This window comes from Sphingomonas sp. 3P27F8 (assembly GCF_005502745.1).
Lineage (GTDB): Bacteria > Pseudomonadota > Alphaproteobacteria > Sphingomonadales > Sphingomonadaceae > Sphingomonas.
Map to the genome: position 1 here is coordinate 113,835 of NZ_SCNL01000009.1, position 20,545 is coordinate 134,379.

Below are 20,545 nucleotides of genomic sequence, written 5' to 3' on the forward strand. Positions count from 1 at the left end.
AGCCGGAGATTTCAATGACCGACGCCGCCACCGGCGATCAGACGACACTGTTTCCCCGTCCGGTCGGGGAGCGATTGCGCATCGCCCGCGACGCGCAGGGGATGACGCTGGCGGAAATCGCCGCGCGCACCCGCGTGCCGCAGCGACATCTGGAAGCGATCGAGAACGGCGGTTACGCGTCCCTTCCCTCTCCGACCTATGCGGTGGGGTTCGCCCGCGCCTATGCCCGTGCGGTCGGCGAGGATGAGGTGGCGATCGCACGCGAAACGCGTGAGGAAGTGGCGCGGCTCGGCCGGCCGGTGGCGCAATATCAGCCGTATGAGATCGCCGATCCGGCGCGCGTCCCTTCGCGCGGCGTGGTGATCGTGGCCGCCGGGATCGCGCTTGCGGTGATAGTGCTGGCGGTGCTGTGGTTCGCGGTCGGCAAGTGGCGCAGCGACAACGACCATGCCGCACCCGGCGCCGCACCGGCCGTCGCGGTGGCGGTGCCGGCGGCGCAACCATCGGCTGCGGTGCCCGCCCAGGCCCACGTCACGCTCACGGCCTCCGACGATGTATGGTTGCGCGTCTATGATGCCGACGACAAGTCGCTGTACCTCGGCACCATGAAGGCGGGCGATCGTTTCGACGTGCCGGCGGACGCGAAGGACCCGAAGATCAACGTCGGGCGGCCGGACAAGCTGACGGTCACGCTGAACGGGTCCGCGCTGCCGCCGCTTGGCGACGGATCGCGGCCGATCAAGGGCGTGGCGGTAAGCGCCAGCGCACTGGCGGCGCGGGTCGCGGGCAAGCCGGCGGCGACGCCGACCGCCGCCGCGACACCATCCGCGCGGCCGACCGCCACCGCGCCGGCACCGACCAAGCCACCCGCCGCCTTCGCAAATCCGGCGCCGGAAGCGGCCGGCAATGCGACGACGCCGGATGCGGGAAATTGATCGCGTTCACGGTTTGACATCTTGATTGAGGGGAGCCCGCGCGCTCCGGGGGATGACGGCGATGCGTAAGTTACTGTTGTTGGCTGGCGTGGCGATGTGCTGGGCGCTACCCGCCACCGCGCAATCCGGCCTGGAAGGCCGGGTCGGCAAGCTTGAAGGTGAGATGCGCGCCGTGCAGCGCAAGGTTTTTCCGGGCGGCGCGGGCGCAATCCCTTCCGTCGAACCGCAGATCACCGGAGCGCCTGCGCCGGGTCGCGATATCGGCTCGCCCGCGACAACGCCGATCACCGACCTGACCCAGCGCGTCAGCTCGCTCGAACAGCAGGTCGCCTCGATGACGGGACAGATCGAGCAATCGCAATATCGCCTGCGCCAGCTTGAGGAGCAGTTCGCCGCCTATCGCAAGGAGATGGACGCGCGACTCGCCGGCACCGCGCCAATCTCCGACACCGGCGGCCCGGCCGAGGGCTCCGGCGGACCTGCAACCTCCACGCCGGCCAGCAGGCCCGAAACGCCCGCGAGGAAGCCGGAAGCCGCTGCCCCCGCCCCCGGCAAGGACCCTGCCCGCGCCAAGCTGGTCGCGGCAGTGGAAAAGCCCGCGTCGGGCCAGGCCGATGAGGACGATTACATCTACGGTTATCGCCTGTGGCAGGCAAAGCTCTACCCGGAGGCCGCGGCGCAGCTCAAGAAAGTGGTCGCGGAATATCCCAAGTCGCGGCGCGCGAGCTTCGCGCAGAATCTGCTCGGCCGCTCCTATCTCGACGATGGCAAGCCCAGCCTTGCCTCGATCGCTTTTTACGACAATTACAAGAAGATGCCCGATGGCGAACGTGCGCCGGAAAGCCTTTATTATCTTGGCCAGTCGCTGATGAAGCTCAACAAGCCCGCCGACGCCTGCAAGGTCTATGGCGAGCTGGCGGATGTGTATGGCGCGAAGATCGGGGCCCAGATGCAGGCCGACATCACCCGCGCACGCACCGCCGCGAAGTGCAAGTGATGGCACGTTTACGGGACTGGTGAGGCATGATGGTTGAGGCGGGCGACCTCGACCGTTTTCGCACCGATCTCGATCGCCTGGCCCCCGGCGCGGGCATCATCGCGCTTGCCGTGTCGGGCGGCCCGGATAGCATGGCGCTGCTCGCGCTGGCCCATGCCGCGCGGCCGGACAGCGTTATCGTCGCAACCGTCGATCACCGCCTTCGCTCCGCCTCCGGCGAAGAGGCCGCGATGGTCGCGCGATATTGCGCTGCGCTCGGCCTGCCCCATGCGACGCTAGCCCCCGAAAAGCCGATCGCAGGCGCCAGCATCCAGGCGCTTGCGCGCGAGGCGCGTTATGCGCTGCTTGCGGACTGGGCGCGGGCGCGCGGTGCACGCGCGCTTGCCACCGCCCATCATGCCGACGATCAGGCCGAAACCTTCCTGATGCGCGCCGCCCGTGGCTCGGGTGTGTCCGGTCTTGCCGGGGTGCGGCCGCGCGCGGAGATCGCCGGCATGCCGGTCGTCCGCCCGTTGCTCGGCTGGCGGCGCACGGAGCTGCGCCAGATCGCAAGCAGGGCCGGGGCGCCGTTTGTCGACGATCCTAGCAATCAGGATACGCGATACGATCGGGTGAGGTTCCGCGCGTTGCTGGCCGACGCGCCCGCGCTGGACCCGGCCGCGCTCGCCCAGTCCGCGGCCGCCCTTGCCGAAGCGGAACAGGCGCTGTCATTCGCCGTCGACCGCCTCTGGTCGGAGCGCGCGAACGGCGATGTCACGCTTCGTCTCGACGTGGGCGGACTGCCGCGCGAACTGCGCCGCCGACTCGTCCGCCGCGCGATCGGGCTGGTTCGCACGCATCATGCGATCGCCCTGCCCCCGTGGGGCGATGCCAGCAATGTCGAACCGCTGCTCGATTCGCTCGCGGCCGGCAAACGGGCCACCCAGGCCGGCGTGATGCTCACGCCGCGCGGCGATATGTGGAAAATCGAAAAAGCACCGTCCCGTCGATCACTCTGACCGCTCTTGTTCCATTGCCATTAACCTCCTGTCGCCTACATTGGGGGACGTGAAAGGTAGCGCATGATCGACAAGGACAAGCAGCCCGGCTCCGAGAACAACGGTGGCGGCCCGAACCCGTGGATGAAGAGCCTGCTGATCTGGGTCGGCATTCTGCTCGCGCTCGCGCTCGTCGTCACGATGTTCGACGGCAAGACGCCGGCGGCGCAGGGCAATACGATCGCCTATTCGACTTTCCTCGACAAGGTGGATCAGGGCTCGGTCAAGGACGTGAACGTCAGCCGCGATCTGATCACCGGCACGCTCAAGTCCGGTGACAAGTTCAAGACCTACCCGGTCAGCGACCCGCAGCTCACGGACAGGCTCCGCAAGTCCAGCGTCGCAATCTCCGGCAAGCCGGAGGAAGGCCCGTCGATCTGGCAATATGTGCTGGTGCAGGCGCTGCCGTTCCTGCTGTTCGTCGGCATCGCCTTCCTGGTGATGCGTCAGATGCAGAAAGGCGGCGGCGCTGGTGGCGCGATGGGCTTTGGCAAGAGCCGCGCGCGGATGCTGACGCAGAAGGAAGGCCGGGTCACGTTTGACGATGTCGCCGGTATCGATGAGGCCCGCGAGGAGCTGGAGGAAATCGTCGAATTCCTCAAGGATCCCACCAAATTCGCGCGGCTTGGCGGCAAGATTCCGAAGGGCGCGTTGCTGGTTGGCTCGCCCGGCACCGGCAAGACCCTGCTTGCGCGCGCGATCGCAGGCGAAGCGGGCGTGCCGTTCTTCACCATTTCGGGTTCCGACTTCGTCGAGATGTTTGTCGGCGTGGGCGCCAGCCGCGTACGCGACATGTTCGAGCAGGCAAAGAAATCGGCGCCCTGCATCGTCTTCATCGACGAGATCGACGCGGTCGGCCGCCATCGCGGCGCGGGCCTGGGCAATGGCAACGACGAGCGCGAACAGACCCTCAACCAGCTTCTGGTTGAGATGGACGGGTTCGAAGCGAACGAAGGCATCATCATCATCGCGGCGACCAATCGCCCCGACGTGCTCGATCCGGCACTGCTGCGGCCGGGCCGATTCGATCGCCAGGTCGTCGTGCCGCGCCCGGATATCGAGGGCCGCGTGAAGATCCTCGAAGTTCACATGAAGAAGGTGCCGCTCGCGCCGGATGTGGATGCCCGCACCATTGCGCGCGGCACGCCGGGTTTCTCGGGCGCGGATCTTGCCAACCTCGTCAACGAAGCGGCGCTGACCGCCGCGCGCAAGAGCAAGCGGCTCGTCGCGATGGCCGAATTCGAGGAAGCCAAGGACAAGGTCATGATGGGCGCGGAACGGCGCTCCATGGTTATGACCGAAGATGAGAAGCGGATGACCGCCTATCACGAAGCCGGCCACGCCATCGTCGCGCTGCACGAGCCGGCATCCGATCCGATCCACAAGGCGACGATCATCCCGCGCGGCCGCGCGCTGGGCATGGTGATGCGCCTGCCGGAGCGTGACAGTTACAGTTATCACCGCGACAAGATGTACGCCAATCTCGCCGTCGCCATGGGTGGCCGCGTCGCGGAAGAGGTGATCTTCGGTTACGACAAGGTTTCATCGGGAGCGTCGGGCGATATCCAGTACGCGACCGGCCTCGCACGCGACATGGTCACGAAATGGGGCATGTCGGACAAGGTCGGCCCGGTCGAATATTCGCAGCCGGAGGGCGAGAGCTTCCTTGGCTATTCAAATTCGCAGCCGGCGCGCATGTCTAACCAGACGCAGCAGCTGATCGATGACGAGATCAAGTCGATCGTCGAGGGTGGTCTGTCGCGCGCCAAGCATGTGCTGAGCGAGCATATCGATCAGCTTCACACGCTGGCCGGTGCGTTGCTCGAATACGAAACCCTTTCGGGCGACGAGATCAAGAAGCTGATCGCCGGCGAGGAGATCGGGCGCATCGATAACGGCCCGAAGGCCGCGGGCCTGCGCGCCGCGGGCACCTCGATCCCCAAGACGCGCCGGCCATCCGGCCCATTCGGTACGCCGTCCCCCGCCGGCGCGTGACCGGCGGAATTGCGATTAAAAACGCCCCGGCTCGACCGCCCGGGCGTTTTATTTTGAATCGCGTGCACGCAAAAGCCATGCCGGCAAAACGCCATTTGCGCGGGTCGGGCCCCTGCCGGCAGCCAGTTAGCAGGAGCCGTCAGTAACGGCTCAACTCGACGGGCAGCTTGCGATAGCCGTGGACGAAACACGCCGATACGCGCTCCGGCTCGCCGACGACGTTCACGCGCATCCGGCGCTTGGCCATTTCCTCCAGCAGGATACCGACCTGGAGCTCCGCCAGTCGTGCGCCGACGCAGCGGTGGATGCCGTGGCCGAACGCCAGATGCCGCCGCGCATTCTCGCGATCCACGACGATCTGGTCGGCATTGTCGCCGAACACCGTCTCGTCGCGATTGGCGGAAATATACCAGAGGGCCAGTTTGTCACCGGCCTTGATCTGGTGCCCCATCAATTCGGTATCGGCGGTTGCGGTGCGACGCATGTGTGCGAGCGGCGTCTGCCAGCGGATAATTTCGCTCACGGTATTCGGGATGAGCGAGGGATCAGCCTCCAGCCTCGCGCGCTGATCCGGGAATTTATCCAGGCCGTAGGCGAGCGCCGACATCGTGTTGCGCGTCGTATCGTTGCCGCCGACGATCAGCAGGATCAGATTTCCGATAAATTCGAAATGATCCATGTGGCTCATCGCATCCGAATGAATCATCATGCTGATGAGATCGGGCGTCTGCGGTTTGCCGACCTTCTGGTTCCACAAATTCTGGAAATAGGCGCCGCATTCATACATGTGCTGAAGCCGCTGCTGGCGCAGTTCCTCGCTTTTGACGATCTCGATATCACCAGCCCAATCGGACCAGAAGGTCAGCTTCCGGCGATCCTCCCACGGAAAATCAAACAGGATCGCCAGCATCTGCGTGGTGAGCTCGATCGAAACGGTATCTACCCAGTCAAACGTTTCGCCAAATGTCAGACTGTCTAGCACCTCTTCCGTACGGCGGCGGATATCGGCGGACATGCGCGTCATCTCTGACGGGGTGAACGCAGGGGATACGGTACGTCGCTGGCCGGTGTGCACCGGTCGATCGCGCGCGATGAACATCGGCATCTTCACATCCGAATTCTCGATGAAATCGGCGAGCGTTATCCCACCCACCTCGGACGAATAGAGATCCGGGAGCGACTCCACTTCGACGATCGGCTTGTACGTGGAGACGGACCAGTAAGCGCCGTATTCCGAATTCTCCACCTTGTGCACGGGCGCGGTGGCACGCAGCGTCGCGAATGGCACCTGCCAGGTATCGTCGCGATATAGCTCGGCGCGGCTGACATCGAGCGGGTCGATGGCCGGAAAATCGCTCACATTCTTCGCCAGCGTAGCCATGAGTCTCTCCTATTCTTTGATGCGAGAAAACTCCTAGCTGACATGAATGTCAATAGCCGGCGCGATCGGCCCTCTGCTCCGCCTGGTTGAACAGCTTGCGCCACGCGCCCGCCGGGCTGCCGGACTGGAGCACACCCCGCCGGAACAGTCGCGCCCCGACCATGACGAAGATGGCGACCCACAATGCCTGCCATCCCAGCGCGAGGAGATGCGGCCACAAGTCCGGGCTGTTCACCGCGCGGCCCGCCATTGCGAAGGGTGAGGAAAGCGGGAAAATCTCCGCAAGCGTCGCCACCCACGACCCGGGATGCGATACCGCCGCAGAGGATAGACCGAACATCGCCACCTGAACGATCGTGATCGGAAGCGACAGCATCTGTATCTCGCGCATCGTCGATGCCTGCGCACCGACGCCAAGGAATACTGAGCCGAGCAGGAGATAGGCCATCGCGAAATAGGCCGCGAACAGGAAGGCGAACACGCCAGTACCGACCGCCGGCGCCATTCCCGCGAGCCCGCCACCGGGCAGCAGCGCGCTGACCTGACTCAGCACCACGCCCCAGAAAGTGACGAACAATACCGCCACCCCGAACATGCCGACCAGCTTGCCCAGGAATACGCTTTCCAGCGGCACGGCGGCAGCGAGCACCTCGATCACCTTGTTGTTGCGCTCCTCGGCCATCGTGCCGACCACCTGCCCCGATAGAAACAGGGTGAGGAAAAAGATGCCGAACACGGCAAAGAAGGCAGACGCGTTGCGCTTGCCGGCGTTTGGCTGCACGCGATCGACGACGCTGACGCGCGGCGCCGAATGCACCCGCGGATCGCGCGAGACACGAAGCGCGCGATCGGCCAGCGCAGCCAGATAATCGCCCGAGCGTCGCGCATCGGCGGCACGCAGGATCTGCGGGCGTTCCAGCGAACCTGCCATCACCGCCACGACATCCACGCCCGGCGTCGCGAGCGCCGCCCGCGCCTGAACCATCGCGTCGCCGCCCGGCCGGTGCAGTTCCAGCGCCGGCGGGCCCCCATCGCCGGGGAACAATGGCCGGAGCGCAGCATCCGCATCCCGCAGCAACGCCGCCTCGCGCGGCGCCGCGATCGCCACCACGCGCGTCCGATCTGCAGCGCCCGCCGTAACGCTCGCCGCGCCCAGGCCGCCGATCGCGCCGAACGATCCCATGATGACCGGCGCGAACAGGAAAATCAGGAAGATCGGCGTGAACACCGTTGCGATGAAATCGCGCCGTGCGATCGTCAGCGTCTGGCGCAAGGCACGCGGCAGCCGCGTCATGCCGCATCCTCCAGCGCGGCATCGCCGACAATGCGGACAAACGCCTCATGAAGGCCTGGCCGCTCGATCGACAGGCCCGAAATGCCATGCCCGGTATCGATCAGTCGCCGGAGCAACCCCTCGATCCCCTCGCGTGGCAGTTCGAAGCGCCACCCGGCTCCGGTCGGCACGGCATCCGCCGGTAGCAGCGCGCGGATCGTGCCATCGGGGAAGTGCGGGGTGTAGAGCACCTGCTGCGGCAACAGACCGCGCGCCTCCTCCACCGTTCCCTCGAACCGCCGCCGGCCGCCGGCGATAATCGCCAGCCGGTCGCACAAACGCTGCGCATGAGCCATCACATGCGTGGAAAACAGGATCGTCGCGCCGCGATCGCGCTCCCCCAGGATCAGCGCCTCCAGCCGCTCCTGATTGACCGGATCGAGGCCGGAGAAGGGCTCATCCAGCACCAGCAGCTTCGGTCGATGCACGACCGAGCCCAACAACTGAACAAGCTGCGCCATGCCCTTGGAAAGTTTTCTGATTTTCTGGTCCGTCGCTTGGCCAAGGCCGTTCGCCTCCAGCAGTTCGCCCGCGCGCCGGCGCCCCTCCGCCCACGGCAGGCCACGCAGCGCGCCCATGAAGGCAATAGCATCACGCGCCTTCATTGCGGGGTAGAGGCCGCGCTCCTCCGGCAGGTAGCCGACCAGATCGCTCGCATCGCGCGGGTGGCTGAAGCCAAGCAGGGCCCGGCTGCCCTCGTCCGGCTCGATAATGCCGAGCAATGTGCGCAACGTCGTGGTTTTGCCGGCGCCGTTTGGCCCGAGCACCCCGTAGATCATGCCCTTCGGTACGACCAGATCGACACCGTCGACCACCCGGCGCCCGCCGAAACGCTTGACCAGACCGCTTGCGGTGATCGCTGGATTGTCGCTCATGCCGTCCCCGTTTGTGGTAGCGATAGCCGGTGGAAGTAAACAAGTCTCTCGAATCCCGCCTCAAGAGGAAGGCAGCGGAACTGGGGTTCGCCGCATGCGGCATCGCCAGCGCGGATGCCGCGCCACGCGCCGCCGAGCGGCTGCGCGCGTGGCTGGCGGCGGGCGCGCACGGCGACATGCTGTGGATGGAGGCACGCGCCCATCACCGCGAAAGCCCCGCTGGCCTGTGGCCGGACGCACGAAGCGTGATCGCGCTCGGCATGAGCTACGCCCCGCGCGACGATCCGATGCGGCTTGCGGATGAGCCCACACGCGGGCGCATCTCGGTCTATGCGCAGGGGCAGGATTACCATGACGTCGTGAAGAAAGCGCTGAAAGCCCTTGCCCGCTGGCTGGTGGCCGAGGGTGGCGGAGACCTGAAAGTGTTCGTGGATACCGCGCCCGTCATGGAAAAGCCGCTGGCGGAGGCGGCAGGGCTTGGATGGCAGGGCAAGCATACGAATCTTGTCAGCCGCTCGGAGGGAAGCTGGCTGTTCCTCGGCGCGATCTACACCACGCTGGCGCTGGAGCCGGATGCGGCCGGGCAAGACACCTGCGGCTCGTGCGATGCCTGCCAGCGCGCCTGCCCTACGGACGCCTTTCCGGCGCCCTATCGCCTGGATGCGCGGCGCTGCATCTCCTATCTCACGATCGAGCATGCGGGGCCGATCCCGGAAGAGTTCCGCGCCGCGATCGGCAACCACATATACGGCTGCGACGATTGCCTCGCGGCGTGCCCGTGGAACAAGTTTGCCGCGGCGGCACGCGCCAACATGGCCTTTGCCCCGCGCGCCGAACTTACGGCACCCTATCTCGACGAATTGCTGGGGCTGGACGACGCCGGCTTCCGGCAGGTTTTCGCCGGCTCCCCCATCAAGCGGATCGGTCGTGACCGGATGGTGCGGAACTGCCTGATCGCGGCTGGCAACAGCGGGGATGCCACGTTGATTGCGGCAGTCGCGCCGTTGCTCGACGATGCGAACGATGTGGTGCAGGACGCGGCACGCTGGGCAATGGCCCGGCTTACGCCGCCTTCCTGATCTCCAGCCGGTCCCAGATCTCGGTCAACGCCTGCGTGAGATCACGCATCATCGCCTCGTCATGCGCCGGGCCGGGCGTGAAGCGCAACCGCTCCGTGCCGCGCGGCACGGTGGGATAGTTGATCGGCTGGACGTAGATGCCATATTCAGCAAGCAGGATATCGCTGATCTTCTTCGCCTTCACCGGATCGCCGACCATCAGCGGCACGATGTGCGTTTCCCCGATCATCACCGGCAGCCCGGCATCCGCGAACATGGCCTTCAACGTCTTCGCCGCCGCCTGCTGCGCGTCACGCTCGGCGGTCGATTGCTTCAGATGGCGCACGCTCGCCAGCACGCCCGCGACGAGCACCGGGGACAGCGACGTCGTGAAGATGAACCCAGGCGCATAGGAACGGATCACGTCGATGATGACCTTGTCGGCCGCGATGTAGCCGCCCATCACGCCGAACGCCTTGCCAAGCGTTCCCTCGATGATCGTCAGCCGCCGCGCGACATCGTCCCGCTCGGAAATGCCGCCGCCGCGCGCGCCGTACATGCCGACCGCGTGGACCTCATCGAGATAGGTCAGCGCATTATATTTGTCGGCAAGGTCGCAGATCGCCGCGATCGGCGCGACATCGCCCTCCATCGAATAGACGCTCTCGAAAGCGATCAGCTTCGGCAGCGAGGGGTCGGCCGCCGCCAGCAACTCCTCAAGATGCGTCAGATCGTTGTGGCGGAAGACGTGCTTCTCGCATCCGGCATTGCGAATGCCAGCAATCATCGAGGCGTGGTTCAATTCGTCGGAAAAGATGATGCATCCCGGCAACACCTTCGCCACCGTCGCCAGCGTCGCCTCGTTGGAGACATAGCCGGACGTGAACAGCAGCGCGCCTTCCTTGCCGTGCAGATCGGCAAGCTCGCCCTCAAGGTCCACGTGGTAGTGTGTGTTGCCGCCGATGTTGCGCGTTCCGCCGGAGCCGGCGCCGACGTCATGGAGCGCCTCCTCCATCGCCGCGATAACCTTCGGGTGTTGGCCCATCGCGAGATAATCATTCGAGCACCACACGGTGATCGGCTTCGGGCCGTTATGGCCGGCGAAGCACCGCGCATTGGGATAGGCCCCCTTGTTGCGCAGAATATCGATGAACACGCGATATCGGCCTTCGGCATGGAGCCGGTCGATCGCCTGGTTGAACACGCGTCCGTAATCCACCGGGCGCGCATCGTTATGGTCGATGCTCATGGCGGGCTCGCTTACTGCGATGTACGCAGCGGCGCCAGCGGAAAACGGTCAGAGCGTAACGATCTGCCACGGGTGTTGCGCGCGTACATCTAGGCGGCACAGGCCGGAGATGCCATGGACGCGAGCATAGAATTGCACGCGGCGCTCGTAATCGGGATCGAGCGGCCGGTCGAACTTCCAGTCGATCGGAGTGAAGGTCGCCCAGCCGTTGATCGTCGGCAACCGCCAGTGCTCCGCCAGCAGCATCGCATCCACGTTGTGCGCAAGTTGCGCATGCTTTTCCGGCGAGCGGAAGATCGGCTCGCCGATGCGCGCCGCGACGACATAGAAGCTTCGGCATGCCGGCGGCGGAGCGGGAATTGCCCACAAGGCGGCGCGCTGCGCGGGCGCATCGAGCGCGGCTGCGGCCGGATCCAGGTTGATCTGCTCCGCCACGAGGAGAAATACGACCACACCGGCCCGCCACGGATGCGCCGCCGAAAGCGCGGCGAGCCGATGCCGCCATACCGCCGCGACCAGCAGCAGCACCGGCAGGATCAGGAAAAGCTGGAAGCGCAGCACAACGCGAAGGCCGGAGGCGCCCGGGACCAGATAGAATATCAGGCCCCAGGGCGAAAGCAGCCAGAACTGAAGCGTCAGCGCCCAGGCCACGACCAACGTCAACGCATAGGTGCGCAGCAGCGGTGGAAACGAGCCGCTGCCGCGCAACACGCGCCATGCGGCCATGATCGTGAGCGCGAACAGTAACAGCGGAAAGCCGGTGCTGTGCTCACCACCGACGACGCGAGCAGGCAGCCCCGGATCGCCCGGCGCAAAATGGCCGATCAGCGCCTCCAGCCCACGCCAGATCCACCCCCACATCAGATTGTGCGGCCCGACATTCACCATGTCGACCAGCGGCGTCACGAGATAACCTGCCATCGCTGCGTAGTGGTGCTCCCCCGTCTCCCGCGCCTTCGGCAGATAGGTGAGGAGAAACGGCAGTGCCGCTGCAATGAATACGACGGCGCCGGTTATGATCGGCGCGACATGACGGCGCAACGCCGCGATCGCGGGGCCGGGCAGCACACGCCGACGCTGCACCAGCCAGCATGCCGTGAACAGGCAGCCGAACCACAACGTGAACCATGCCATGTAGTAAGCAGTGAGCAGCCACAGCGCGATGGTCAGCGCCAGCGCCCCCGCCAGCGCGATCGCCCTACCCCGCGACCCGCGAGCCGAGGCGCGCGCCGTCACGATGGCGAGCGCGAACACCAGCGGCACCAGCGCCACTGTCTGAAGCTGTGCGTGGACCGCCTGCACGGCCATGCCGTTGGCGATCGTGAACAGCACCGCAACCAGCAGCGCTGTCCCCCGCCCCCAATACAACACCCGCGCGATCAGGACGTAACTTGCGAAGAATCCTATCGTTTTCCACGTCGCCGCGGTCAGCGTATCAGCGAGAAAAGGGTCCGCGATCGCGCGGGAGGCGGTGTAGATCAGGCCGGAGAGGAAATAGCCGTCGTTGTACCCGAGCACGCCCGGATGGGGATAGAAATAGAACGGCGCGTTCCACATTGCGGCGCCGGTCAGCACGTTGCGCCAGTGTTCGAGCAGGCTGATCTCGATCATCGCGTCGACCCGATCGCCGAAGCCGAGCGCGAAACCGCTGGCGATCGGCTGGGCGAGCGCGATGCCGAGCGCGAGCAGCCACGCGAGGACGACGAGCAGCGGCCGCCGGATCATCACAGCCGCTCGATCATCGGGAAGCCGTAGCGCGCCAGCGCGGGAGCCAGGGCCTCGCCGCCGCTTCCGGTGAACAGCGCCACATCGGGCGCCACGCGCGCGAAATCCTGACCCTGCGTCAGATGCGCGATCCGCCGCGCGATACCGGCACCCCCATCGACAAATCGCACGATGTGCGGCGCGGCAGCGGCGGTCAACTCTTCCTCGACCAGCGGAAAATGCGTGCAGGCGTTGACGATCACGTCGATCGCCGCGCCGCCCGGCTGATCGAACAGGCCCGCCAGCACCGCCCGGTAACGCGCAGGATCCGTCACCCCGCCGCGCAGCTTCGCCTCGGCAAGCTGCACGAGTTCGGCGGAGCCGTGACGGATCACCCGGCAATCGCCCGCGAAGCGCTCCGCGAGATCATCGACATAGGCCTGCCGCACCGTCGCCTCGGTGCCGAGCACGCCGATCACGCGCGTTGCGCTGACCGCCGCCGCCGGCTTGATCGCCGGCACGGTGCCGACGATCGGCACATCCAGCGCCTGCCGCACCGCCGGCAACGCGATGGTGGAGGCGGTGTTGCACGCAATCACGATCAGGCGCGGATCATAGCGTTCCGCAAGGCGCCCGAGCAACGCCGGCACCCGCGCCGCAATCTCCGCCTCGGTCTTCGTTCCATAGGGGAAGCCGGCAGAATCAGCCACGTAGATGAAGCGCGCGTCGGGCACCGCCATGCGTGACGGAACCACGATCGACAGGCCGCCGACGCCCGAATCGAAAAACAATATTGGCCGCGTATCGCTCATGCCGTGATCCCCTAGCGACGAACGCGAAGTTGATACAGGTCAATGGCGCGATCGTTACGCTTGCGCTAAACCGTTGCGCGACGGATTTGGGGGAAACACTCTGGATACAGGCAACGTCTGGATGGCGCCGGCGGCGGCAATGCTGATCGGCTATCTGCTCGGGTCGATCCCGTTCGGGGTGATCCTGACGCGCGCGTTCGGCGCGGGCGATCTGCGCCAGATCGGCTCGGGCAATATCGGCGCGACCAACGTGTTGCGCACCGGGCGCAAGGGGCTGGCCGCCGCGACGCTGCTGCTCGATCTCGCCAAGGGTTTCGCGGCGGTGCTGATCGTCGAGAAGCTTTTTCCGGGCAACACCGTCCTTGCCGCGGCAGGCGCGTTCTTCGGCCATTGCTATCCGATCTGGCTCGGCTTTCGCGGCGGCAAGGGTGTCGCCACGCTGATGGGCATCGTGCTCGCGCTCCACTGGGAGCTGGGGCTGATCTACGCGGTCGTATGGCTCGGGCTGCTCGCGATGCTGCGGATATCCTCGCTCGCAGGCATGGCGGCCGCGATCGCCGCGCCCGTGGCGGCGGCGGTATTCGGCTGGTTCGATATCGTGCCGCTGCTGATCGCGCTTACGGTGATCGTGCTGTGGAAGCATCGCGCCAATATCGCCAGGCTGATCGAGGGAACGGAGCCACGGGTCGGCGGCACGCGTGAGTGATGCGGATCGGCTGCGGCTGATCCGCACCCCTGGAATCGGCCCCGTCACCTATCGCCAGCTTGTCGCGCGGTTCGGCGACGCGACGCGCGCGCTGGAGGCGCTGCCAGAGCTTGCGCGGCGGGGCGGCGGTCGCGCGCCGACCCCACCCGATATCCGCGCCGTCGAGGAGGAAATCAGGCAGGTCGCGGCGCTTGGCGCGCGCCACCTGTTCATCGGGGACGCCGATTATCCGCCACTGCTGGCCGAACTGGAGAATGCGGCGCCAGCGATCGTCGTGCGCGGGGATATAACGCTGGCCGCCCGACCGACCGTCGCCATCGTGGGCGCGCGCAACGCTTCCGCCGCCGCCTGCCGCTTCGCGCGTCAGCTCGCACATGATCTGGCGGCCGCAGGCGCATCGGTCGCCTCCGGGCTGGCGCGCGGGATCGACACCGCCGCGCACATGGGCGCCGGCCCCGCCACGATCGCCGTGGTCGCCGGCGGGATCGATATCGCCTACCCGCCCGAAAACGCGACGCTGCAGGAACGGATCGCGCAGGAGGCGCTGCTGATCGCGGAAATGCCGCCCGGCACCGAGCCGCGCGCGCGCCACTTCCCGCATCGCAACCGCATCATTGCCGGGATCGCCGCGGGCACGGTGGTGGTCGAGGCCGCGCCGAAATCCGGCTCGCTCATCACCGCGCGGCTGGCGAACGAGGCGGGGCGCGAGGTGATGGCGGTGCCGGGCAGCCCGCTCGATCCGCGCGCGCAGGGCTGCAACCTGCTGATCCGCGAGGGCGCGATCCTGGTGCAGACCGCGGCCGACGTGCTCGAGCAGATCCGCCCGATCGATGCGTGCGCGGTGCGCTCACCCGCCGCGCCCTTCGCCGCGGCTCCGCCGGCCGATGCGGACGATGGCGCGCGGCGCGATATCGCCAGCCTGCTCGGCCCGGTGCCGGTCGCGGTGGACGAACTGATCCGCCAATCCGGCCTCGCCCCCGCGATCGTGCAGACGGTGCTGCTCGAACTCGAGCTGGCGGGCCGGCTTGAACGCCACGCCGGCGGGCGGGTGAGCCTTGGCTGAAATTACGGAGCGGACGGATGCGGTGACGCCGAAATGGGTGTCGCTGTGGTTCCGGGGCGCGGCGATCTATGGGCTGATCGTGCTGCTCCCGCAATATCTGCGCGCGCCGCAGCCGGGGGCGGAGGCGATCGCCTATGGCTTCCTGGGCACGGCGAGCGTGTTCCAGCTTGCGTTCTGGATCATCGGGGGAAATCCGGCGCGCTATCGCGCGCTGATGCCGGTCGGCGTGCTGGAGAAACTGGTTTTCGGCGTGCCCGTCGCAATCCTCTACACCCAGGGGCGGGCTCCCGCCGCGCTCCTGCCATTCGCGCTGATCGACCTGCTGCTCGGGCTCGGCTTCTTCATCGCCTGGCGGGCGACGCAACGGACTTGACGGCAGCGCCGCCACCTCTCCACCCTCGCGCATACGTGTGAAGGACCAGAACGAAACCGCAATGCAGCTTGTCATCGTCGAATCGCCAGCGAAGGCGAAAACCATCGAGAAGTACCTCGGCTCGGATTATCGCGTCCTCGCGAGCTACGGCCATGTCCGCGATCTGCCGCCAAAGGACGGATCGGTCGATCCCGACGCCGGCTTCGCGATGGAATGGGAGAATTACGCGGACAAGACGAAACAGCTGAAGGCGATCGCCGACGAGGCCAAGAAGGCCGACCGCCTGATCCTCGCCACCGACCCGGATCGCGAGGGCGAGGCGATCTCGTGGCACGTGCGGGAGGTGCTGCGCAACCGCAAGGCGCTGCCGGACAAGGTGGAGCGCGTCACCTTCAACGCGATCACCAAGGCCGCCGTGACACAGGCGATGGCGGCCCCGCGCGAGCTGGATACCGATCTGATCGATGCCTATCGGGCGCGGCGTGCGCTCGATTATCTCGTCGGCTTCACGCTGTCCCCCGTGCTGTGGCGCAAGCTGCCGGGGGCGAAATCGGCTGGGCGTGTGCAATCGGTGGCGCTGCGGCTCATCGTCGAACGCGAGCGTGAGATCGAGGCGTTCCGGGCGCAGGAATATTGGTCCGTCACCGCCGCGATGGAGCATGACGGCACACCTTTCGCCGCGCGCCTGGTGCAGTGGGAAGGCAAGAAGCTCGATCGCCTGTCGATCGGTGACGAAGGCACGGCGAACCGGGCCAAAGCCGATGTCGAGGCCGGGCGCTTTGCCGTCCAGACGGTCGAAACCAAGCCGGCGACGCGCAACCCGCCGCCGCCCTTCACCACTTCCACGCTGCAGCAGGAAGCGGCGCGCAAGCTCGGCTTCTCCGCCAGTCACACGATGCGGATCGCTCAGGGCCTCTACGAGGACGGCGCGATCACCTATATGCGGACCGACGGCGTGCAGATGGACGGCTCCGCCATCTCCGACGCGCGCCGCGCGGTCGCCGATCGGTACGATGCCAGCTACGTGCCGGACAAGCCGCGCCAGTATCAGACCAAGGCGAAGAATGCACAGGAAGCGCACGAGGCGATCCGCCCGACCGATTTCTCGCGCGATCGCGCCGGCAGCGGCGATCACGGGCGGCTGTATGAACTGATCTGGAAACGCGCGCTGGCGAGCCAGATGGCCTCCGCCCGGATGGAGCGCACCACGATCGAACTGGCCGACGGCACCGGCCGCAACGTGCTGCGCGCGACCGGGCAGGTCGTGCTCTTCCCGGGCTATCTCGCGCTCTATGAAGAGGGCGTGGACGATGCCGAGGGTGATGACGCGCGCCGCCTTCCCCGAATGCGCGAAGGCGATGCGCCGGCGAAGAAGGCGGTGGATGCCGAGCAGCATTTCACGCAGCCGCCGCCGCGCTTCTCCGAAGCCTCGCTCGTCAAGCGGATGGAGGAACTCGGGATTGGCCGCCCCTCCACCTACGCATCGATCATTCAGACGCTTAAGGACCGTTCTTACGTCCGCATCGAGAAGAACCGTTTCTTCGCCGAAGAGAGCGGACGACTGGTGACGGCGTTCCTGGAGCGCTTTTTCGAGCGCTATGTCGGCTTCGATTACACGGCCGAGCTTGAGGAAGAGCTGGACGACGTTTCCGGCGGCCGCGCGCAATGGCAGGCGGTGCTGGAAGCGTTCTGGCGCGATTTCAAGCCGCGCACCGTGGAGGTGATGGAGCAGAAGCCGTCGGACATCACCGCCGCGCTCGATCAGTTCCTCGCGCCGTATCTGTTCCCGGAGCGTGCCGACGGCGGCGATCCGCGCACCTGCCCCAATTGCGGCGACGGCAAGCTCGCGCTGCGCGGCGGGAAGTTCGGCGCGTTCATCGCCTGTTCCAATTATCCCGAATGCAAGTACACGCGTCGCTTCGCCCAGCCGGGCGGCGAGGGCGCCGAGGATAGCGGGCCGGAAGCGCTGGGCCGAGATCCCGAAACGGGGCTGGAGGTCGAGCGCAAATCCGGTCGCTTCGGCCCCTATATCCAGCTCGGCGAGGGCAAGGAGGCGAAGCGCGCCTCGATCCCCAAGGATATCGGCGAACTCGATCTGGAATGGGCGCTGAAGCTGCTCAGCCTGCCGCGCACGATCGGCACCCACCCCGACAGCGGGCATCCGATCACCGCATCGATCGGGCGTTACGGGCCATATCTCGCGCATGATGGGAAGTATGCCCGGCTGCAATCGACCGCCGAGGTGTTCGAAACCGGCATGAACGCCGCGGTGGTGAAGCTGGCCGAGGCCGCGGCGGGCGGTGGCCGTCCGCAGCGCGGCAGCCGCGAGCCGCTCAGGGTGCTGGGCGCGCATCCGCGCACCGAGGCGGAGATCAAGCTGATGGAGGGCCGCTACGGGCCTTACGTCACCGACGGCGAGACCAACGCCACCCTGCCCAAGACGATTGCGCCGGATCAGCTGACGCTGGAAGAAGCCGCGCAATTGATCGACGCGCGCGCCGCGGCGCCATCGAAGGGCAAGAAGAAAGCCGCACCCAAGAAGAAGGCGGCCGCAAAGAAGCCCGCCGCGAAGAAGGCCGCCGCAAAGAAGTGATGGTCAGCCCGTCCCCCTCCCGAGGGGATGGGCGAGCCGGCGTCAGGCAGCGCGCGCGCGGTTCATCCCGAGCCAGTCCCGCGCGGCGCGCTGCGCTGCCGCCACTTCGCGTGCCGTCATGTCTTCCGCGATCTCGGCCCGCGCCGCCTGCGCGGCCTCGTCACCGCTCATCGCCGCCAGGTTGAACCACTTGTGCGCCTCGATCAGGTCGAACATCGCGCCGGCCGTGCCGGTGGAATAGGCCACGCCGAGATCATAGCATGCCGTGAAATCGCCGCGCGCCGCATCGCGCAGCCGACTCTCCATCAGGAAATTCGCGCTCTTGAGACTGTTCCCCATCGCATCGCCCCCTCGGTTCACAATGAACCGATCACGGGATCTGCGGCAGATAGTCTTCAGAAATGGTTAACGGCGTTAAGGCTGTTCATTCGCCTTCATCGATCGCGATATTGTCGATCAGCCGCGTGCCGCCCATGCGCGCCGCCGCCAGCAACCGGCGCGGGCGCCCCGCGTGCGGCGTGACGCTCAGCGTTTCGGCATCGACCAGCGTGACATAATCGACCACGAAGCCCGCCCCGACCAGGCTCACCCGCGCTTCGGCAAGCGCGGAAACGATATCGTCGCCCCGCCCGATCGCGCGCGCGGCGATACCCAGCACCCGCGGCAGCGCGACCGCCTTCTGGCGCTCCGCTTCGTCCAGGTAGATATTGCGCGACGACAGCGCGAGCCCATCGTCATCGCGCTGCGTCGGCACCGCGACGATCTCGATATCGACGTCCAGATCCGCCACCATGCGACGAATTACCTGAAGCTGCTGATAATCCTTCTCGCCGAAATAAGCCGCATCCGCTCCCACCTGGTTGAACAGTTTCGACACCACCGTGGCCACGCCATCGAAATGGCCCGGCCGCGAGGCGCCATCCAGCCCTTCGGTGACGCCGGCGACATGCACGGTCGTCGCAAAACCCTCGGGATACATCGTCTCGACCGCCGGCAACCACGCGAGATCGCAGCCGGCATCGGCAAGCATCGTCAGATCCGCCTTCTCACGACGCGGATAGCGGGACAGATCCTCGTTCGGCCCGAACTGGATCGGATTGACGAAGATCGACGCGACCACCTTCGTGCCGGGACGCTTGGCCGCCTCGACCAGCGCGATATGCCCGGCATGCAGCGCGCCCATCGTCGGCACGAGCGCGACGCGCAACCCCTCTGCACGAAATTCGCTCACCGCATCTCGCAATGCGGCAAGGTCACGAACGGTCAACACTCGATCATACCCCCTCGTCCTCGACGGACCGGGCTTCTATGGGTGGCTATCCAGGGGATCAACAAGGGATTCGACGAATTGCCCAGCGGTAATGGACAGACTCACGTCATCGTCTTCGCGAACGAGAAGGGGGGAACGGGCAAATCGACCACGGCGGTGCACGTGGCGATCGCGCTGGCGGCTCAGGGCGCGCGAGTCGCGTGCCTCGATCTCGATCATCGCCAGCGCACGATGGGGCGCTATCTCGACAATCGCGCCGAAACCGTGCGGCGCACCGGGGCCGAGCTGGCGGTGCCGCGCCACGCCACCGGCGACGGCCAGGACGGCGGCAATTTCGATGCGCTGTTCGCGGACCTCGCGGCGGGCAGCGACTATCTGGTGATCGACACGCCCGGCCGCGACGATCCGGTCGCCCGCCTCGCCGCGACGCGCGCGGATACGCTCGTCACCCCGATGAACGACAGTTTCGTCGATTTCGACCTGATCGGTCAGGTCCATCCCGAAACCTTCAAGGTGACGCGGCCGAGCTTCTATTCGGAACTGATCTGGGATGCGCGCAAGGCGCGGGCGAAGGCTGACGGCACGACGATCGACTGGGTGGTGCTGCGCAACCGGCTCCAGCATATCGAGGCGCGCAACATGCGCCGCGTTTCCGAGGCGCTGGACCAGCTTTCCAAGCGCGTCGGCTTCCGCATCATCCCGGGCCTTGGCGAGCGCGTGATCTATCGCGAGCTGTTTCCGGCCGGCCTCACGATGCTGGATGCCAAGGAGTTCGGCGCGATGGGCCTGAGCCATGTCGCCGCCAGACAGGAATTGCGCGAAATGATGGCGGGGCTGGCGTTGCCCGAGCCGGCAATGCCGCTGTTCGCCTGATGGCGAAATTCGTCCTCGCGCTGCTCGTCGCCTATGCCGGCTGGCGGTTGTGGAAGGATGCGCTGGGCTACAAGCCGAAGCGCAGGCCGGGCCCGCCCGTCACGAACGATGACCGACGCCCGGCGGCGCGCGCGACGCTGGGTGTCGGCCCGGCGGCGGACGAGGCGGAGATCCGTGCCGCGCATCGCCGGCTGATGAGCGAGGCACACCCGGATCACGGCGGATCGGAGGCCCGTGCGCGAGAACTCAACGCCGCGCGCGATCTGCTGATCGGGCGCACCGGCTGAGCCA

General features: G+C 66.6%; 19 protein-coding genes. 11 read left to right on the forward strand and 8 right to left on the reverse strand.

Annotated elements, in window-relative coordinates:
• Window positions 1-14 precede the first annotated feature (14 nt).
• The 4 genes from FFS35_RS12185 (at window position 15) to ftsH (ending at window position 4,964) form a co-directional block, all read left to right on the forward strand.
• Window positions 15-935 (forward strand): helix-turn-helix domain-containing protein, encoded by a 921-nt coding sequence (locus FFS35_RS12185; protein ID WP_137787364.1) that lies wholly within the window; start codon window positions 15-17, stop codon window positions 933-935.
• Between the two features lie 61 nt (window positions 936-996).
• On the forward strand, window positions 997-1,932 hold the full coding sequence (locus FFS35_RS12190) for a YbgF trimerization domain-containing protein (protein ID WP_137787365.1): 936 nt from the start codon (window positions 997-999) through the stop codon (window positions 1,930-1,932).
• Window positions 1,933-1,961: 29 nt separating this feature from the next.
• On the forward strand, window positions 1,962-2,930 hold the full coding sequence (tilS, locus tag FFS35_RS12195) for a tRNA lysidine(34) synthetase TilS (RefSeq protein ID WP_137787366.1): 969 nt from the start codon (window positions 1,962-1,964) through the stop codon (window positions 2,928-2,930).
• Window positions 2,931-2,993: 63 nt separating this feature from the next.
• On the forward strand, window positions 2,994-4,964 hold the full coding sequence (gene ftsH, locus FFS35_RS12200) for an ATP-dependent zinc metalloprotease FtsH (protein WP_137787367.1): 1,971 nt from the start codon (window positions 2,994-2,996) through the stop codon (window positions 4,962-4,964).
• Window positions 4,965-5,103: 139 nt separating this feature from the next.
• On the opposite strand, the gene FFS35_RS12205 is transcribed toward ftsH, so the two are convergent.
• From FFS35_RS12205 to FFS35_RS12215, 3 genes are read right to left on the reverse strand one after another with little or no spacing between them, the layout of a single operon-like run.
• Window positions 5,104-6,345, reverse strand: coding sequence for a cytochrome P450 (locus tag FFS35_RS12205; protein ID WP_137787368.1), 1,242 nt, complete (start codon window positions 6,343-6,345; stop codon window positions 5,104-5,106).
• Between the two features lie 49 nt (window positions 6,346-6,394).
• Complete coding sequence (locus FFS35_RS12210) at window positions 6,395-7,639, reverse strand: ABC transporter permease (protein WP_137787369.1); 1,245 nt, start codon at window positions 7,637-7,639, stop codon at window positions 6,395-6,397.
• Window positions 7,636-8,553, reverse strand: coding sequence for an ATP-binding cassette domain-containing protein (locus tag FFS35_RS12215; RefSeq protein WP_137787370.1), 918 nt, complete (start codon window positions 8,551-8,553; stop codon window positions 7,636-7,638). The genes FFS35_RS12210 and FFS35_RS12215 overlap by 4 nt, the downstream gene beginning before the upstream one ends.
• 29 nt (window positions 8,554-8,582) lie before the next feature.
• On the opposite strand from FFS35_RS12215, the gene queG reads away from it, so the two are divergent.
• Complete coding sequence (gene queG / locus FFS35_RS12220) at window positions 8,583-9,632, forward strand: tRNA epoxyqueuosine(34) reductase QueG (RefSeq protein WP_137787371.1); 1,050 nt, start codon at window positions 8,583-8,585, stop codon at window positions 9,630-9,632.
• On the opposite strand, the gene hemA is transcribed toward queG, so the two are convergent.
• From hemA to murI, 3 genes are read right to left on the reverse strand one after another with little or no spacing between them, the layout of a single operon-like run.
• On the reverse strand, window positions 9,616-10,860 hold the full coding sequence (hemA, locus tag FFS35_RS12225; RefSeq protein ID WP_137787372.1) for a 5-aminolevulinate synthase: 1,245 nt from the start codon (window positions 10,858-10,860) through the stop codon (window positions 9,616-9,618). The genes queG and hemA overlap by 17 nt on opposite strands.
• Before the next feature lie 48 nt (window positions 10,861-10,908).
• Window positions 10,909-12,585, reverse strand: coding sequence for a hypothetical protein (locus FFS35_RS12230; RefSeq protein WP_249341601.1), 1,677 nt, complete (start codon window positions 12,583-12,585; stop codon window positions 10,909-10,911).
• Window positions 12,585-13,376: a glutamate racemase gene (murI, locus tag FFS35_RS12235; protein WP_137787373.1), complete on the reverse strand. Its 792-nt coding sequence runs from the start codon at window positions 13,374-13,376 to the stop codon at window positions 12,585-12,587. The genes FFS35_RS12230 and murI overlap by 1 nt, the downstream gene beginning before the upstream one ends.
• Before the next feature lie 121 nt (window positions 13,377-13,497).
• Between murI and plsY the strand changes: the two genes are divergently transcribed.
• The 4 genes from plsY (at window position 13,498) to topA (ending at window position 18,111) form a co-directional block, all read left to right on the forward strand.
• Window positions 13,498-14,082 (forward strand): glycerol-3-phosphate 1-O-acyltransferase PlsY, encoded by a 585-nt coding sequence (gene plsY / locus FFS35_RS12240; RefSeq protein ID WP_137787374.1) that lies wholly within the window; start codon window positions 13,498-13,500, stop codon window positions 14,080-14,082.
• Window positions 14,075-15,145: a DNA-processing protein DprA gene (dprA, locus tag FFS35_RS12245; RefSeq protein WP_137787375.1), complete on the forward strand. Its 1,071-nt coding sequence runs from the start codon at window positions 14,075-14,077 to the stop codon at window positions 15,143-15,145. The genes plsY and dprA overlap by 8 nt, the downstream gene beginning before the upstream one ends.
• Window positions 15,138-15,518: a hypothetical protein gene (locus FFS35_RS12250; protein ID WP_137787376.1), complete on the forward strand. Its 381-nt coding sequence runs from the start codon at window positions 15,138-15,140 to the stop codon at window positions 15,516-15,518. The genes dprA and FFS35_RS12250 overlap by 8 nt, the downstream gene beginning before the upstream one ends.
• A gap of 61 nt (window positions 15,519-15,579) precedes the next feature.
• Window positions 15,580-18,111: a type I DNA topoisomerase gene (topA, locus tag FFS35_RS12255; RefSeq protein WP_137787377.1), complete on the forward strand. Its 2,532-nt coding sequence runs from the start codon at window positions 15,580-15,582 to the stop codon at window positions 18,109-18,111.
• A gap of 42 nt (window positions 18,112-18,153) precedes the next feature.
• Here topA and FFS35_RS12260 read toward each other — a convergent pair whose 3' ends face one another.
• Window positions 18,154-18,450 carry a hypothetical protein gene (locus FFS35_RS12260; protein WP_137787378.1) on the reverse strand — a complete coding sequence of 99 codons (297 nt, stop codon included), beginning with the start codon at window positions 18,448-18,450 and terminating at the stop codon, window positions 18,154-18,156.
• An 85-nt stretch (window positions 18,451-18,535) separates the two neighbouring features.
• Window positions 18,536-19,381, reverse strand: coding sequence for a pantoate--beta-alanine ligase (gene panC / locus FFS35_RS12265; RefSeq protein WP_137787379.1), 846 nt, complete (start codon window positions 19,379-19,381; stop codon window positions 18,536-18,538).
• 78 nt (window positions 19,382-19,459) lie between these two features.
• Between panC and FFS35_RS12270 the strand changes: the two genes are divergently transcribed.
• Window positions 19,460-20,254 (forward strand): division plane positioning ATPase MipZ, encoded by a 795-nt coding sequence (locus tag FFS35_RS12270; RefSeq protein ID WP_137787428.1) that lies wholly within the window; start codon window positions 19,460-19,462, stop codon window positions 20,252-20,254.
• A complete protein-coding gene (locus FFS35_RS20340) occupies window positions 20,254-20,541 on the forward strand; it encodes a DnaJ domain-containing protein (protein ID WP_249341602.1) in 288 nt (95 codons plus the stop codon). The genes FFS35_RS12270 and FFS35_RS20340 overlap by 1 nt, the downstream gene beginning before the upstream one ends.
• The last annotated feature ends 4 nt before the right edge of the window (window positions 20,542-20,545 follow it).

Excerpts from the sequence above, each read along its gene's own strand:
- FFS35_RS12185 (WP_137787364.1), top strand. The coding sequence starts at position 15 with ATGACCGACGCCGCCACCGGCGATCAGACGACACTGTTTCCCCGTCCG.
- FFS35_RS12190 (WP_137787365.1), top strand. The coding sequence starts at position 997 with ATGCGTAAGTTACTGTTGTTGGCTGGCGTGGCGATGTGCTGGGCGCTA.
- tilS (WP_137787366.1), top strand. The coding sequence starts at position 1,962 with ATGGTTGAGGCGGGCGACCTCGACCGTTTTCGCACCGATCTCGATCGC.
- ftsH (WP_137787367.1), top strand. The coding sequence starts at position 2,994 with ATGATCGACAAGGACAAGCAGCCCGGCTCCGAGAACAACGGTGGCGGC.
- FFS35_RS12205 (WP_137787368.1), bottom strand. The coding sequence starts at position 6,345 with ATGGCTACGCTGGCGAAGAATGTGAGCGATTTTCCGGCCATCGACCCG.
- FFS35_RS12210 (WP_137787369.1), bottom strand. The coding sequence starts at position 7,639 with ATGACGCGGCTGCCGCGTGCCTTGCGCCAGACGCTGACGATCGCACGG.
- FFS35_RS12215 (WP_137787370.1), bottom strand. The coding sequence starts at position 8,553 with ATGAGCGACAATCCAGCGATCACCGCAAGCGGTCTGGTCAAGCGTTTC.
- hemA (WP_137787372.1), bottom strand. The coding sequence starts at position 10,860 with ATGAGCATCGACCATAACGATGCGCGCCCGGTGGATTACGGACGCGTG.
- FFS35_RS12230 (WP_249341601.1), bottom strand. The coding sequence starts at position 12,585 with ATGATCCGGCGGCCGCTGCTCGTCGTCCTCGCGTGGCTGCTCGCGCTC.
- murI (WP_137787373.1), bottom strand. The coding sequence starts at position 13,376 with ATGAGCGATACGCGGCCAATATTGTTTTTCGATTCGGGCGTCGGCGGC.
- plsY (WP_137787374.1), top strand. The coding sequence starts at position 13,498 with ATGGCGCCGGCGGCGGCAATGCTGATCGGCTATCTGCTCGGGTCGATC.
- topA (WP_137787377.1), top strand. The coding sequence starts at position 15,580 with ATGCAGCTTGTCATCGTCGAATCGCCAGCGAAGGCGAAAACCATCGAG.
- FFS35_RS12260 (WP_137787378.1), bottom strand. The coding sequence starts at position 18,450 with ATGGGGAACAGTCTCAAGAGCGCGAATTTCCTGATGGAGAGTCGGCTG.
- FFS35_RS20340 (WP_249341602.1), top strand. The coding sequence starts at position 20,254 with ATGGCGAAATTCGTCCTCGCGCTGCTCGTCGCCTATGCCGGCTGGCGG.